Raw genomic sequence first — 16091 nt, 5'->3', positions numbered from 1 at the left:
TATAATTAATATCAAAATGGATAGCTGAAAATTTAAAAATTCTAATAAATTTTGTAAAAATAATTAATAAAAAGTGAGTTTTTGGTAACAAACAACATATTTATAATAGAGGATCTTTCGAAAGTCGAAAGACGTTAATAATCAAAAAAGAGATGATCGTTTTGTGAGATTATTTTTGATTATTAACTAACAGATATTTTTTTAACTTTATAAATGTAATAATAAAATATTTTTATCATATTCACTGCAAAAATGGTTTAGTTTTTGGATTCTACCAAAAACTAATATTACCATATTTAAACTTTAATTCTTTTAGTTATGATAATTAATGAAGATCTTTTATTAAAATACGGAGCAGATTTTTCAGATTTTCAATCAGGCGAAACTATCTTTTCCGAAGGTACAGTACCTAATTTTTATTTTCAGGTTGTTACTGGAACTGTTGGACTGCAAAATTTATTTGATGATGGAAAAGAGTTCATTCAAAATATTATGACAGCTGGAGAATGTTTTGCAGAATCATTCCTTTTTGATATTAAACCTTACAATGTTACAGGTATTGCTATAACTCAATGCCTCATTTTAAAGCTTCGGAAAAATGACTTTTATAAGTTGTTAGAGGACAACGATCATCTTTCTTCTTTGTTTTTGAAATACTTTTCATCTTGTCTATATGATAAGTACTTTATGATGCTTAATCTTGCAGCGTCAGACCCAATTAACAAAATTCAAGCAATATTAAATATCCTTAAACGAGATAATAATTGTAAAAACCCCTTTTCCTTTCAAGTTCCCTTAACACGTCAGCAAATAGCCAACCTGACAGGATTGAGAGTGGAAACCGTAATAAGGTCTATTAAAAAAATGCAAAATAATGATGCTGTAAAAATTGAGAATGGTAAAATCTTTTGCTAAAAAATAAAATATTATGAATAATTACATTTTTCAAAAAGAAGATTTCGTTGCAACTGATGATGGAAGATACAGTGTCGAATTTGATAAAGATCAAATAGGTAACGGAATAGATATAGTTGTTGAAGAGTTACTACCCGATGGTAAATTCAGTCCACTACAAGCAGAAATTAAATGATTCGACGATAAAATATTTGTCTTTTGGAGTAACCCTTTTGATGGCAGGATTGTTTCTGATATAAAATACTGAAGGCTAGTAGGTATCGATCGAGAATTATTGATGCTGTTAGTGTAGTGAAATTTCAATATTTCTGACCATGACCTCATTTTAAACTCAACATTAAACATTAAATATGTTGGTAAAATGAAAAATTGGCTCAATATTAGATGTGAAAATTTAAACCAAATTTAATATTATTATGGCAAATTCAACAGAACCTAAGACAAGTAAAAGTACTCCAACAAAATCAGGAACAACAGCAAAGAAAAGTACGACAGGCGGAAAGATTAAGGCAAAAAGCGATGCCGCTGAAAATTTAAGAGAATTTTTGGTAGATGGGCTCAAAGATCTGTATTGGGCAGAAAAGCATTTATCAAAAGCGCTGGTGAAGATGGAAAAAAATGCTACCTCTCCAAAACTAAAGGATGCAATCAATAACCACAAATCTGAGACTAATGTACAGATCAACCGCCTTGAAGAAGTTTTTGAAATTTTAGATGAAAAAGCTAAAGCGGAAAAATGTGATGCCATGGAAGGCTTAATCAAGGAAGGTGAAGGTATTATGGAAGAAACTGAGGCTGGTGCTGTTCGTGATGCAGCGATTATCGCAGCTGCACAGAAGGTTGAACATTATGAAATTGCTTCATACGGAACTCTAGTTGCATACTGCCAATTATTGGAAGAAGACGGGGCAATGAAAATTCTTCAACAAACACTGGATGAAGAAAAATCTTGTGATTCATTATTGACAGACCTGGCAATTTCGGAAATTAATCTTGAAGCTGCAGAAGAAGACGATAAATAAGATAACATAAGCAATAAAAAAAGTAACCTGTAGGTTGCTTTTTTTATTGCTTATCAATCGGTTCGGTTTCATTAGTAATTAAAACTTATCTACAAATTAAAACTTGCAGCCAAATAAGTCGCTGACCCTAGTCATACCATTTATAAAAATACATCTTACTTTGGTATTCATTTAAATAACCTTGTTTACATCTTTAAAAGCTAAAAAGATTCACGGACTTCCTAGGCAGAGAAAGGGAGCTTTCCACGACACTGAAAGTGAGAAACACTTTGAGGACACCGACATTGCGACCAAAGCATTTGAAGTAAATCAGAACAAAATTTCTAAATATCTACAACTGGGCAGAGTATTATAATTATACATTTACAGATTTTAAACTTTTTGATTGTAAGGGTGAACCCGCCTTTCGTAACCCTAAAAAAGGTGATTTCGTAAGAATAAATATTACCGCATTTCCTGATCTGGATTCGCCTCATTTTGGGTCAGGATAAAGGATATCGTTCATTTGAATTATGATATTGAAAAACTTTATATTATTTTCCAGCCTTCTTATGAACCCCATGGTCAATATGAGCATATAGAACATTTTTACAGCAAACATTCTTCATCAACATTTATGATTTCAAAAAAGGACAGACATATAAAAGTTGCAGTATATGGAAGAAATGAAACTGCAAATCTCAATACAGGTTTTATTAACAAGATCAAAAATACTTTTACGGCATTATTGGCCATAGCCGCTATGTCAAAAATTCAGTGGAAAATTTTCACTGATTCTCTGATTGATTGTTAACGAATATCCGATTCCAAAACAGTGTTTTTTACAGGTGTGATCAGAACAGGATTTGTAAACATCTGCAAAACTCAGATATTACCAGTAAGCTTAAAGAAAAATATCTAAACGAGGAAGGTTTTATGATTGCTGGCACTAGTGCCGGAGCGATGTGCATGCCCGATATTATATCTGCGAAGCAGAGAATGGTGAGACAATACTCGGACATGATATCAAACTTGATTCAGGACTGAGCCTACTTAATAATCGTTTTTTGAGACTTACTTATATCTTTTATCAATATTGTCAAGCTTTCCGAAGGCGGAGATTTTAGAACAAAAGTTCAATAGAATTACTGTTGTTGAACTTTGCACAAATATTTTATGGGAACATTTCAACCTTGCATTTGGCAAATCCTTGTTAGTAAAAGTTTTTTAGTTTTTGTGAAGTTAAAAATTCAATTGTTGAAATTAATTTATTCACTTTAAGATTCATACTATAATTTGAATAGTATGTTAATTCTTTAATTGGCAAATCCGAAACGCTAAATTTACGGATGTCAATATTTTCTAATTTGAATGCTTTAGGAATTTCGTACTCGTAAATTGCTTGTAGAATTTTATTCAATTTAGTAGCATCTATATTCAATTTTTCTAAGTGCCCCATTACTTGAATTATTTCACTTTCTGAGTTCTCGAGAATTGAATAATTTAATCTAAAGTTTCTATATGAATCTAAATAAGGAAAATGCATAAATTCTAAACTTGCTTGAAATGCACAATAATAAACAAAATAATTAACTGCAATGTCACTTTTATTTTCTAATTCTCCTATAATTGACATTTTTTCAAAAATTATTCTTTTTAATTCTAATGAATCAAAAATATATAAATCATAACTTTGATTTGAGCAGTCTCTTAAAATGGAAAAAGATTTATCAAACTCTTTTTTTAAGATTAGTATGTCTGCTTTAAATAATAATAGACTAATCTTTTCTTTAGTATTATTGGGAACAAGATTAAGTTTACTATCAAGGAAATTCAAAGCATATTCTTCATCTATCTTGGAAAATAAGTTTGAAAGAGGTAGAATTGAATCTATCAAGTTTATTTCTTGAAATTTTTCGAAATTATTATTTACATTTTCTAAAATTTTGTTTTTTTCAATTCCAATTCTTTTCGAATAATCAATATATCTTTCTAAAATTGAAAATATGTCTTTATATTCAAAATTATTTTTTTCAATAAATTCATTTAAAAATTGATATACGTTTTCAATATCTTGTTTTTTTAATTGATTTGTCAAGAAAGTTTCGAAACCTGAAACTTTGTATTTTTTATCCTTAAAATTATATTCCATTCCGTTTGTATAAAATTTTCGCTAACGTTTTGGGCTTTCTGGGATTAAAAAGCAACTATATCTAAAAATTTACTTATTCAACAAATATAAAGATTACAAGTTGTAATAAATTATGAAATATTACAAAAAATCCTCGGCAAAAGCCAAGGATGATAATAATTTATATCTACTTTTATGTTGCTTATAACGTTACATGATTAATACAAGCTAATTCTGGAGTGCTACGGACTTCATCTAGAAAAAGAAAATGATTATTTCCTTTATACTTTAATGGTCTTTCAATATTAAATGAGTAATTCCGGTCGGTTACTTCTGTAATTGTTACTGGAAGAGCTTTTCTGCCATTCCATGATATCCAAGCTTTATCTCCGACATTAAATTTTTCACTCGTTCTTTTATCAAAATGATTCGGCTTAATATTTTTCACTATTGTTATTCTTCTAGGATCAGAATTTATGATTGAAGCTTTAAAATCATTTTTTTCTTTTGGAAGTAAATTTCTCTTCAAATAAGCGGTAAAACTTTTCCATGCATTTTTCAAAACAATAAAGACAATGCCGGAAACACCTTTAGAATGCAGATATATATTATACGATTCCAGATCATCATATAATGGCCATTGATTATCTTTTTCCACATCTCTAGCTAAATCGCCTAATGGAGAATTCCTGTTTATTTGTTTACGCAGCCAGCTCGTAAAATTAAGTGGAACAGTTGTAGTCACAGAAGACTTTGTATTATTACTTATATTTCTTTGACAATCGATCCAATTGGCGAATCCATAAATTTTTGCTACGATATTTAAAGCATCTGTGTGCTTAATATTAAGTTCTCTTTTAAGCCTTTTAGCTTGTAACTTATAAAAATTGATTGTATGATTTTGTAATTTCATTGAACTTTTCTTTTAATCCACAACAGATAAATGTCATCCACCAACCACTACCTTTGTGTATGGAACAAAAGTTATTCAATTAATTTGATTACAGTGCTTATCAGCTTTGCTATTGGTGGACGGCAGGGACTGTAAGAAATACCCATCGCTAAATTAGTAAAAATTTTTAAGATCTACACAAAAATCTTTTTTTCTTCGTTTTTAGTAATATCATTCAACATCATCAGTTTCAAAAAACTCCCATGGCCTAAAATTTTCTTCAATTTTATACTGGCCTCCAAGCTCGATTGAATCTAATTCTTGATGGTTTCCTAACTCAAAATCACAGCAGAAGCAGAAAAAATGAGTTGGCAGAACATTTATATTCTGAGTAATTTCAGACTCATTTGCTTTACCTTCTGAAACGGAAATTAATTTACCTGTTAGAATGCCGATGTTTCCACAAGCAGGGCATATCTCATCTTTACGATACACGCGGCTACCAAACCACTTATCTTGTGTAGAATTTGTTATTTTTTCGTTTTGTAGATCTACAGTTAAAGAACTAAATGTTTTTCTATGAAGCGAAATCCTATCTCTAACTTTTTTTTCAAGGTCCGCATCCCTTTCAATTATCATTTCTTCAGCTGCTTCTGCCTCACTACTCTGTAAAAGGTCTGATAACGTTTTATCTTGGAACTCTAATAAAATTTTCAAAGTTTTATAATATTTAGAAAGCCAAATTTTTGTTGGAAAATTGTTAAATCCCAAATTCCCACTATGGAGTTCTTCATTTCTTTTAACAGTAATATCTTTACAAAATGCTTTTTCGGTTTCTGTGAAGTTAGGCACAATTACTTCACATCTTTCTATAACCAATTTTGTTGGAATTGAAATCGGTATATAATGAGTTCTTTTCTGGAAACCAAAAGCATATAGAATATTTTCGCCATCTTTTGACTCAGCTAATAGTACGGGATGTACTTTTGCCAAGGTAGCCCTAGCAATAAATTCTAAAGCAATTGCCGCAAAAAAAGGAAACAGTTCACTCTCTCTATCTTGCAGAAGTGCTTTATCGATGTAATTTTTTCCTTTCACCCACAATTTTTCGTAAGTCCATGTGCTATTGAAACTCATTTCTATAATTGTGATTGTTTATTTGACATTTCTTTTATTTCTGTATCTGTATGGTTATCCAAAATTTTAGCATACCTATAAAATGTTGCCCTGGTGAGTCCAAAAGGTTTATAAATTTCTTCCGGACGTTTTGTGACATCTTTATAAATAGAACGCAGGAGTAACAGTTTGGAAATTGTTTCCGCAGTATATCCCTTTGGTCTTCCTCCTAATCTACCTCGTGCTCTGGCAGACTGCAGACCGGCATTAGTTCTTTCTCTTATTAATTCTCTTTCATATTCAGATAATGATGCCATTATATTTAAGAAGAGTCTGCCATTCATCGTAGAAGTATCTACTCCATCGGTTATCCCTTTTATAATAATACCTTTATTACTTAAACTTAGGACAAGATCTATAATGTTTTTTAAGCTTCTCCCTAATCGGTCCAGCCTCCAGACATATAATTCATCACCCTCTCGAAACTGTTCGATCATCTTATCCAGTTCGGGACGATTTTTTGTTGTACCGGAAATTTTCTCCTGGTAAATTTTTTCGCAGCCAGCTTTTTCAAGAGCTTCAATTTGTAAATCTAAGTTTTGGTCTTTAGTTGAAACCCGGGCATATCCTATTTTCATAATTTGTTACATTAAACTCATACCATGTAAATTTATCAAACTTTGTTTAGTGATATGACATTTTGAGAAAATATATAAAAAAAATAAATTGATCATATCCGACCACTTTAAAAATCTCACAAAACCACCTATAAAAAATTATATTTTATAAAATACTATTATTGTGAACTAGTGTTTGCTCTATCTATCTGTTGAAGATTTTCTATCTGGAATTAATTCATTCTTCATTTGCTTATCAATCCATTCTACATCTATCTGATCTTTCAGAAAGTAATCCAGCCACTCTGCTGACCGATTGTGTAGATCCTCTTTTTCTTCCGTACTCATACTTAACGAATGATCTCCTTTAGTGTAGAACAATACGACTGCATCTTTATGATTTCGCTTTAATCCGATATAAAACTCCTGAGCCTGTTCCCAGAAAATATTTTCATCTTTCTTTCCTGCCCATAACAATATGGGTGCGGAAACTTGATCTACATAATAGATCGGATTATTTTTGACATACAATTCTTTGTCTTCAGAGAATGTTGCCGGCATTTCATACTGACCGCTTTCAAACTGCATATAAAATGGGGTATGAAAGTTTCTATTATATGAAAAATAAGATCTTATAATATCGCTGTTTCCTGCTCCTGAAATATAAGTCGCAAACCGGTTTGACTGCGTTGCAATAAAATTCGTGATATATCCTCCATGTGAATGCCCGATTAAACCTACTTTTTTGAAATCTATTGAACTTATATTTGTTAGTGCGTCTAATGCATGATTAACACAATCTAAAGCATCAATCCCTGTCCCCTTTTTTCCAAATACAATATCGGGTTCATAAACAAAGTACCCTCTTTCAATCAGACATCTTTTATCATATGCTACATAACTGGCATATCCTTTAATCAAATATTCTTTTGCATAGGCTCTTTGATTCTGGTATACCTTAACGACCATAGGATATTTCTTAGAAGAATCATAATTCAGTGGATAATATAAAGTTCCTTTCAATGGCTGACTTGTAGAATTAAAATAGTTGATAATCTCCTGTTTAAATTGACTTGCAATTTTATCAGTACTGTTGGAACTGTAAATTATTCTAGGATTTTCTCTATTTTGCTGACTGTACAATTCCGGAGGTTTATTATAATTTTCTGCCAGAAAAAAGAATCGGTTGAACGATGGATTATATGATAAATCTGACAGTTTATCCTTCGTTTTTGAAATGATACTCGTCTTTTTCCAGCCTTTAATAACATCATATTTTACTACATTATTTTTCGGATCAACAGTTTTGACCAACAACGGTTTTTCAGGATTTACGGTCTGGCAGGCAAAATGATATTCGTTGAACTGGCGGTTGATTTTAATATTAACCAAGTTGGCTTCTCCTTCTGTTTCTCTCAATCGGGTAAGATTACGTGATGCAAGCTCAAATACCCGGATGCCGCTACTGCTGTTAAAGTAAACAGACCGACCGTCTTCTGTGAAAACAGGAACTTTTAAATCCTCAGCAGCAATTTCCATTTTTGATAAATTTTCGATATTCCATAGTTTCCATTTTTTTCTGTCCTCACTTCCTAAAATAAACTGACCGTCCGGGCTGTAGATGATCTGAGGTGCTTTGTAATCAACTCCGCCAAAATATCCCAGAGAAGTTTCTTTTGAAGAAGCGATATCATACAGATGGATTTTTATTGTTGGTTTCCAGAACACATAATCTTGACCTTGATGAGGATGGTATCTTAATAAATAGCGGTTATTGGTGAATGTCATAAACATCTCTTCTGAATAATTATTTAATTTTTCAGCAGTTTCGTTATTTAAATTGAGAATATAAAACTTTTTTAAAGTTTTACCCTGATACACAGATTTTATGTTGCTCTCATTGCTGTACCATATTTCCAACAATTGATTGTCTGCTTCCGTCTTTTTATGCAGACCCAACAGAAATGAATTGGAGATACCAATTCTGGACATGGTTAAATCGGTAAAATCTTTTTCATTACTGAAGTCAAACTCTACAGATTTGCCTGAAATGAGTTCAACAATGTGTATTTTGCTTCTCGAAACTTGTTTGTCCCCATCGATACTATGTCCGTCACTTTCGTTGATCATGATAACAGTACTGTCATCTGAAACTTTAAGCTGACTGATCAATTCCGAGGTGTTGAATACCGGAAGCACTTCGGAGTTTTTGACCAAACTGACTGCAGTGATTGAATTGTTTTTCTGACGAATCAAAAAACCTGTTTCTTTAAGAGCCTGAAAGCTTATGACATCCTTGAACCTATTTTTTAAACTCCCATTTTTGTCATAGATTTCCAAAATACCACCTTTATGAAATATCGCAAACATTGAATTTCCATCCTTGAGCTCGTTTACTTCAACTTGTATTACATCTTGATACTCCTTTTTGGTTTTCATTTTTAAATCATAAAACCATGCTTTTCCTTCGCCTGATACAAGCAATTTATTATTTCCTAAAAATTCCACTGAATTTATCTTAGTCAGTGTCAATACATGCTTTTGAACTATGTGTCTGTTAAAAACCAGTATGGTATCACTGTTTTTATAATACCATTTTCGTACAGCTACCCACTCCATATCGGTAGATTGACCTGCTATGCTGATTCTGTACTGTTCCGCCGATGCAGAAATGCCGGCGAGTTTAGGCGCCGGCGATTTTGGGGTTTTCTTTATTTGGCCATTCATTAATGATGAAAGTATAGCAACCAAAAGCATGATGAGATGTTTAATAGCCTTCATTCTGAGGATAAAGATTTTTATTCAACAGCAGTTCCTTAATCGGAACTGGCCATACTTGATGAAAGATCTTGAAATTGGGTTTAGACGAAACGAGTTCCGATAAAAGATTTCTTCTTTTCAGATGCATGAAACGATTTCCCATCTCGGCAAAAAATTCTTTTCTGTTTTCTGCCGTAATTTCCTGAAGTGTTTGTTGTTTCGAGAGGATCAATGGCAATGCAGTTAAGCCCGCTCTTTGTCTGGTCTTATTAATTAATGGAATTGCTTCCGACATTTTATCCTGATTAGCTAAAGATTCAGCCAGCAGCAGATCAACTTCTTCGAGTCTGAAGACAATTGAATACTCTGTACTGTTATTGCTTGTGGCCTTGTATTTTGAGGCTCTGTATTTGGTAACCTGATTAAAAGTAACTCCTGTGATCCATTGACTCTTCCGAAGATCACCAGAAGCAAAACTATTGATCAGATCAGTAGAAAGGGCATGAATAGATGGCGCAGAATTGACAAAATAATACAACGTCGATTCCTTTGTCGGATCAACAGCGTTTTTGGGTTTAAGCTGCCATAGGATGTGCTTTCCGTTTTTTAAAAACACTTTGGAAAGATCGTTCTCAAATTGGTACTGTGGATCAGAAATAATTCCTTTTAAAAGAATTTCAGCTTCGCCCCATTTTCCTTGCGTCATTAATACTTTGGCCAGCATAAACTCAGCAGCCTTCCGATTCAGAACAATTCTTTCAGGTTCTCTGTACTGATCTGATAAGAGGCTGATCGACTCTTTCAGATCGCTTTCCAGTCTTTCTAATACTTCATCAGATGCTGTTCTGGAAATGGATTGATTGATCTGATAATTGGTCGTTACCGGATAGGCAATAGCTCCGAAGGTCTGCTGGAGATAGAAAAAAAGGACAGAGCGAATCGCTAATGCCTCTCCCTTCAGCCGTTGCTTATTTTGCTGGCTGATTCCTGAAGATACTTCTACCCCTTCTAAAATGGCATTCACCTGATATACTTTTTGGTAAGCAGAAGTCCAGTAAGCCAATACCGCACTATTGTTGTCAATATGAATATTTTGGTACAGATCGTATTCTGCATTGGTAATGGAAGATGCAAAATTATCAAGGTCATCGGCATAAATTCCCAGAAGAGGTCCTGAACCCTTAGCCCCTCCGGATATGGGAGAATCTTCCCATAAGCCGGCATATACTCCTGCTAACGCAGCATTGGCAGTCTGAATATCTTCAAATACAAGGTTGGTGCTGATTTGATTGGTAGGATCTTCTACCTCAACCAGATTTTCACATGAAGTCAGTGAGAGGTAAATGCTCAAAGTCACTGCAATGATATATCTATAATGTAAATTTTTCATTATTCAAGATTTAAGTTAAAAACTGATTTGTACACCCATGGAATAGGTTTTAAGCGGAGGCAGAAATCCCGAGGCTATAAATTCAGGATCGATTCCAAAGTATTTGGTTATCGTCAGGAGATTCTGTCCCTGAAGATAGATTTTCACACTTTTAAAAATCTCTGACTCCAAAGGAAGTGTATAGCCGATCTGAATATTTTTCAACCTGATGAAAGATGCGTCTGAAAGCGAAGCCGTACTGTTTTGGAAATACGTATGCAGTGAAGCTTTGGTTCCGTCTACTCCTGAGCTGTACGGCATATATACTCCTGGCGGATTGGAAGGTGACCATACATTAAGAACTTCTACAGGTTGATTGTTCATACTTCCGGGCATCAGCATTGTTCTGTTGTAGTTGAAATTATCCCTTTTGACGAAATGAAACAGAAATGAAAAGTCCCAGTTCTTCAACCTGAAACTGTTGTTCCAACCTCCGAAAAACTTCACATCCGTATCGCCGATGACTTTATTATCATTGGGTGAGGATATTTTTCCATCGCCGTTGTAGTCCGTAAATTGATACAGACCAGTGGCAGGATTGATGCCTTCAAACTGGTATAGTTTGACGATCGAGGTAGACTCGCCTATTACATATCTGTTGGAATAGGTTGACCCCTCCAATCCCGGAAAAGACAACAGTTTGTTTTTAGGAAAACTGATATTGAAACTGGTTTCCCAGCTAAAATCTTTTCCTCGGAAAGGTCTTGCCCCCAGTTCGAATTCATATCCGCTGTTTTCAACAGTAGCATCTAGATTAGCCAATACTGAGCTGAAACCTGTGACGGCAGGGAGCTGAATTCCGACCAATTGGTTGGAGGATCGGTTTCTATACCAGGCCGCAGTAAGATTAATGGTATTTTTTAAAAAGCCTAACTCTATGGCTGCTTCCAGCTTAGTTGTTTTTTCCCAGCTGAAATCAGGATTAAAAAGTTTTGAAGGAAGCAATCCTGCTGTATTATTGTAGATGAGTGTAGAAACGGTATAATTATCCAGATACTGATAGTCTCCGATATTATCACTTCCTGCTGTTCCAAGACTTCCGCGTAATTTGGCAAAACTGATCCACTTCGATTCCTTTAAAAAGTTCTCATTTGAAACTAACCAAGCAGCCCCAATCGCTCCAAAATTGGCAAATCGGTTATTAGGACCAAACCGGCTGCTGCCATCTCTTCGTCCGGTTAGATTAAGGATGTATTTTTTTTGGTACTGGTAATTGATTCTTCCGAATACAGCGGCATATCGGTACTCGGCAGTAATCTGATTGCCAATGGTTCTGGTTTTGGCAGCACTGATGTTATTCATAAATAGATTACTGTCAAAGCCTACTCCTACGAGAGAGCCTGAGTTATTATTCTCATTCTGAATACTGCTGCCTAAGAGTACAGAAATCTGATGGTTCTCCCCTGTCCTGCTCCACTCCAATTGAGGTTCAAGAATGTAGGAAAATCGGTCCTGATTGTTCTTAGAGGTTCTTGAATAAATACTCGACTGTCCTGTTGCGGTTGCTGGATTATAGATCGTATTCGGCTGAAATGCCCATTCTTCAAAGGTATTGTAATTGATTCCTCCGTTCAGTTTGATCCTCAAATCTTTCAGCAACTCATACTGCACATTAAGGTTTGAGATAAACTGCAGGTTGTCATTTTCATAGGTACTGTTGTATAGGGCAACCGGATTATTGAATGTATTGTTCTCCCAGTTCAGGCTGCCGTCATTCTGGTACAGCATCGGAGCATTGGGAGATAGTAAATAAGCGGGACGTGAGATGTCCTCACGAATCACATTGTTATCAATCTTTGAAAAAATATTGGACAGCGTCAGCTGAAACTTTTTGTCTAAAGACTGGTGAGAAATACTCCCGTTTATGGTGTTGGTTCTGTATCTGAAATCATCTCTGAAAATAGATCCCTGCTCGCTATGTCCGAGACTTAGTAAAAATGAAGTGGTTTCACTTCCACCACTCAAGGATAGCTGAGTGGTATACGACGAAGCAGTATTTCCCAGAAGGTATTTTGCCCAGTCGGTGTCCCGATTCTTATCCCAGGAGCCATTGATATCGTAGGCATTGACAGGAAAGGTGTTGGTTCCGTCATTTGAGAAGGCCTGTTTTCTCATATCCAGATACTGCGCGGTGTTCATCATCTTCATTCGGGAAGCGACTGAACTCAGAGCATAATTGGTGTTGAGCGTTGTGACCAGTCTTTTGGATTTACCTTTTTTGGTATTAACGAGGATTACTCCGTTAGCTCCCCTTGATCCGTAAATCGCCGTAGCATCTGCATCTTTAAGGATTTCGATGCTTTCGATGTCGTTCGGACTGATGCTGTTTAAAGGATTGATGCTTCTCGCAGGAAATATGGTTGCCGTATATAATGAGGTCACTGATCCGCCTACCGGAACGCCATCAATTACGTAGAGAGGCTGATTTCCGTCAATTTCTGAGTTGGTCAGATTTCTAAGACTGTTTCGTCCTCTTATCTGAACATCAAAGCCACCACCCGGCGTACCTGAGTTTTGGGTAATACTGACTCCTGCCATTCTACCCTGTGCTGCTGACAGGACATTGGTCACAGGCTGGTTTTCTATGTCTTTTGCTGAAACTTTGGCGATGCTACCGGTTCTTTCTTTGTCTTTAACCTTATAGTAGCCAGCGTTGAGAATAACTTCTTCGATTCCCTTTACTTGTTGTTCTAAGCTGATATTGACGACGGTCTGATTGGTGGCTGTGATTCGTTCTTCAGCATAATCAGGATGTCTGAACAATAGGATGGGATTTTCTTCTGAAACCTGTAATGTATAGGTTCCGTTTGCACTGGTGGTCGTTACCTGATCGCTGCCCTCTTGGGAGATGGTTACTCCTGATAGGGGTTTGTTGGATGCAGTAACGGTACCAGAAATGGTGCGTGTTTGGGCTTTTGTGTTGGTGCTGACAGCGGTCAGCATAAGGCCAAAGAAAATACCTCCTATCTTGTAATAGGAATTTTTCATAGATTTGTAAAAGGTTTTTAATCGTTAAATTAATTACTGATCTGCTCTTTCCCTATGTCGTCAAACTGTATGGGAAGGGGCTTTTTTGTTTTTTTATTTTTTGTAATTAATGTGATGGATTCATCGATGGATAAAAACTTTCCTGATGCCCTTTGGTATGAAAAAGGACTTGTGAGGATCTAAAGCAGTGACCGCAAGGCACCGGAAAGAATTTAATATGAATGAAATCTGTGTCCCGTGTGAGCTATTGAAAGCCGCAATAGGTTGTACCCTCCTATTGTATCCTGTAATCTGATACTATATTTTAGGAAGCGGGCTTAGATTTATATGTAGATGTGGGCGAACTGCATTAAGAAAAAAAACAGCGTGGACTCTACATTATCTACTATTGAGGTACTGGTATACCGTGCAACAGATAAGAGGAAGAGACCCACGCCTAGGTCGTGAGCCGCTTACTTATCCTCTCGTTGCTTTAAAGTACCAGTTTTCAATAGCGAGATTCTAAGCAATAGCTTCTAATATTCTTTGAAGTATCGCAAAGTTAACAAACTTTTATATTGTTAACATAATTTCAAATATATAAAAAAATATCGGTACGGCATAGCGTAACGATATTATTTTTTTGAAATTGTTAATTGCACTTGTGAATACTGAACAAAATATTTACAAAATTAAGATCATCATTTCCTTAAAAAAACTTTTGGAGAGAGGTAAAAGTCTGCAAAAGGAATTTAAGGATAATAAAGTTGTATACAGCTACCATGGAGTTGCTTCTAATGCACTCCTGCGAAAAGCAACAATCAATGATACTTTAAATGGTATTACATCACCGAAAGCTACTACTTTGATAAGTATTGTTGAGGCTATGGAATTTACTATGAGTGATTTTGGTAAAGAGTTTGACAGTATTTTAGATGAGGAAATAAAAACATATCTGAATGAAAATTCATAAAACATTTCACTTCGATTTACTAATTTCGCTGTAATATATATCATAACATTGCGGTAGAACTCCCTCAGATTCTCTTATAAATCTCTCTTTTTGTTGTATATTTTTCTTTTGCTTTAGGGAATCCATAGAAGCAGTAAGCTTTGCATCACTTTGATAAAGTACTATACACAAAGTAATGATTATGATTGTTGATTGCACTATAGATTTTTTGATGTTTTCATATTTGTGGTTTTTGTAAATAAAGAGATAAAAATTACTAACTTTTAATCTTAACCTTCTAAATATCTCGTAGCATTATTTTTATTGAAATTCTAATTATTATGTATATTTGGGCTTAGTGGAAATTCTTACCAAACCTTATAAATAAATGAATATAATTAAATTTATTAAAGAAAAATAAATATAAGCTTATTTTCACTCAACCAAGTGAAACAGAAACTCGTACAATTTATAGAGGATTAGATAAAATGCAGTCAGAACTGAATGTTCTATCAAGGACATTAGAAAAATTATCAAAAGAAACGGGTCTTTCTTTAGAGGAAATTTTAAAAACCCTTGAAAATCAAAATCAGAAAAAATGATAAATGATGCTGTTTTCAACATATCTCTAACCAATTCTATTAATTTGTTAACAGAAATAAATTTATATAAAGGAAAAGGTCCTAAAAATATAGGGGACTATTCATCTGAATTTAAAAAAATATCAAGACGAAATAAACATATAGAAATTTATAATGCTATTAGAGATAATCTTGATTATGAAATAATTCTAAATGATGACTCCTTTTTTCAATTTTGTCGATTAGATAACTACTTAAGGTTTTCATATATCGAAAATCCGAATTTTAAATATACAAAGTATGACTATTTAAGATTTAGTTTTACTGAAGATGAAATTCTGGATTTTAGTGAAGAAGATGTTAATGAGCTTTTAGATGAAAATGAATTTGAACAATTTTTAATTGAGCAGGAGGTAAATTCAAATTTAACATACATTAGATATGATTATGATAAAAAAGGCTATAAACCATTACTTCATTCCCAATCGCATATCCATATTGGCTTGAATGAAAACTTTAGAATTCCGTCTTCAATAATTTTAACTCCACTTCAATTCGTAACCTTTACCATTAAACAAAGATATTTCGATGTTTGGAAAATTTATCATGAAAAATTTGAAGTTTTAGAGTTTAGTCAGAAGTTATTAGATATTAAAAATCAGTGTAAAACAATTTCTGATCAAAATATTTGGAATGATATAGAAAAAAATGAAATTTATATAAGCTAGAA

At 34.0% G+C, this 16091-nt stretch carries 14 protein-coding genes; 7 read left to right on the top strand and 7 right to left on the bottom strand.

Annotation, left to right across the window (positions count from 1 at the left end):
• Window positions 1–318: 318 nt before the first annotated feature.
• From AC1Q7L_RS15785 to AC1Q7L_RS15765, 5 genes are all read left to right on the top strand, one after another.
• The gene (locus AC1Q7L_RS15785) at window positions 319–915 is read left to right on the top strand and encodes a Crp/Fnr family transcriptional regulator (protein WP_492307681.1); all 597 of its coding nucleotides are present in this window, start codon (window positions 319–321) and stop codon (window positions 913–915) included.
• A gap of 13 nt (window positions 916–928) precedes the next feature.
• Window positions 929–1090 carry a hypothetical protein gene (locus AC1Q7L_RS15780; RefSeq protein WP_492307680.1) on the top strand — a complete coding sequence of 54 codons (162 nt, stop codon included), beginning with the start codon at window positions 929–931 and terminating at the stop codon, window positions 1088–1090.
• 241 nt (window positions 1091–1331) lie between these two features.
• On the top strand, window positions 1332–1937 hold the full coding sequence (locus tag AC1Q7L_RS15775) for a YciE/YciF ferroxidase family protein (protein ID WP_492307679.1): 606 nt from the start codon (window positions 1332–1334) through the stop codon (window positions 1935–1937).
• A gap of 505 nt (window positions 1938–2442) precedes the next feature.
• Window positions 2443–2730 carry a hypothetical protein gene (locus AC1Q7L_RS15770; protein WP_492307678.1) on the top strand — a complete coding sequence of 96 codons (288 nt, stop codon included), beginning with the start codon at window positions 2443–2445 and terminating at the stop codon, window positions 2728–2730.
• Window positions 2724–2963 (top strand): Type 1 glutamine amidotransferase-like domain-containing protein, encoded by a 240-nt coding sequence (locus AC1Q7L_RS15765; protein WP_492307677.1) that lies wholly within the window; start codon window positions 2724–2726, stop codon window positions 2961–2963. Before AC1Q7L_RS15770 ends, AC1Q7L_RS15765 begins: the two co-directional genes overlap by 7 nt.
• A gap of 166 nt (window positions 2964–3129) precedes the next feature.
• On the opposite strand, the gene AC1Q7L_RS15760 is transcribed toward AC1Q7L_RS15765, so the two are convergent.
• From AC1Q7L_RS15760 to AC1Q7L_RS15730, 7 genes are all read right to left on the bottom strand, one after another.
• Complete coding sequence (locus AC1Q7L_RS15760; protein WP_492307676.1) at window positions 3130–4068, bottom strand: hypothetical protein; 939 nt, start codon at window positions 4066–4068, stop codon at window positions 3130–3132.
• A gap of 181 nt (window positions 4069–4249) precedes the next feature.
• Entirely contained in the window at window positions 4250–4960 is a 711-nt protein-coding gene (locus AC1Q7L_RS15755; RefSeq protein ID WP_492307675.1) for a YozE family protein, read from the bottom strand.
• 210 nt (window positions 4961–5170) lie between these two features.
• Entirely contained in the window at window positions 5171–6076 is a 906-nt protein-coding gene (locus tag AC1Q7L_RS15750) for a hypothetical protein (protein ID WP_492307674.1), read from the bottom strand.
• A gap of 2 nt (window positions 6077–6078) precedes the next feature.
• Window positions 6079–6693, bottom strand: coding sequence for a recombinase family protein (locus AC1Q7L_RS15745; protein ID WP_492307673.1), 615 nt, complete (start codon window positions 6691–6693; stop codon window positions 6079–6081).
• Window positions 6694–6873: 180 nt separating this feature from the next.
• On the bottom strand, window positions 6874–9453 hold the full coding sequence (locus AC1Q7L_RS15740) for a S9 family peptidase (RefSeq protein WP_492307672.1): 2580 nt from the start codon (window positions 9451–9453) through the stop codon (window positions 6874–6876).
• The gene (locus AC1Q7L_RS15735; protein WP_492307671.1) at window positions 9440–10822 is read right to left on the bottom strand and encodes a RagB/SusD family nutrient uptake outer membrane protein; all 1383 of its coding nucleotides are present in this window, start codon (window positions 10820–10822) and stop codon (window positions 9440–9442) included. The genes AC1Q7L_RS15740 and AC1Q7L_RS15735 overlap by 14 nt, the downstream gene beginning before the upstream one ends.
• 15 nt (window positions 10823–10837) lie before the next feature.
• On the bottom strand, window positions 10838–13849 hold the full coding sequence (locus tag AC1Q7L_RS15730; protein ID WP_492307670.1) for a SusC/RagA family TonB-linked outer membrane protein: 3012 nt from the start codon (window positions 13847–13849) through the stop codon (window positions 10838–10840).
• A gap of 643 nt (window positions 13850–14492) precedes the next feature.
• Between AC1Q7L_RS15730 and AC1Q7L_RS15725 the strand changes: the two genes are divergently transcribed.
• Together AC1Q7L_RS15725 and AC1Q7L_RS15720 are read left to right on the top strand one after the other, a co-directional pair.
• Window positions 14493–14801, top strand: coding sequence for a hypothetical protein (locus AC1Q7L_RS15725; RefSeq protein WP_492307669.1), 309 nt, complete (start codon window positions 14493–14495; stop codon window positions 14799–14801).
• A gap of 577 nt (window positions 14802–15378) precedes the next feature.
• Window positions 15379–16089, top strand: a complete 711-nt coding sequence (locus AC1Q7L_RS15720; protein ID WP_492307668.1) for a DUF2290 domain-containing protein — start codon at window positions 15379–15381, stop codon at window positions 16087–16089.
• Window positions 16090–16091: the final 2 nt, after the last annotated feature.

The organism is Chryseobacterium sp. GW823-FHT05E08, assembly GCF_058795655.1.
Note: the sequence above shows the minus strand (reverse complement) of the source record. Positions and strands in the feature narration are given on the sequence as shown.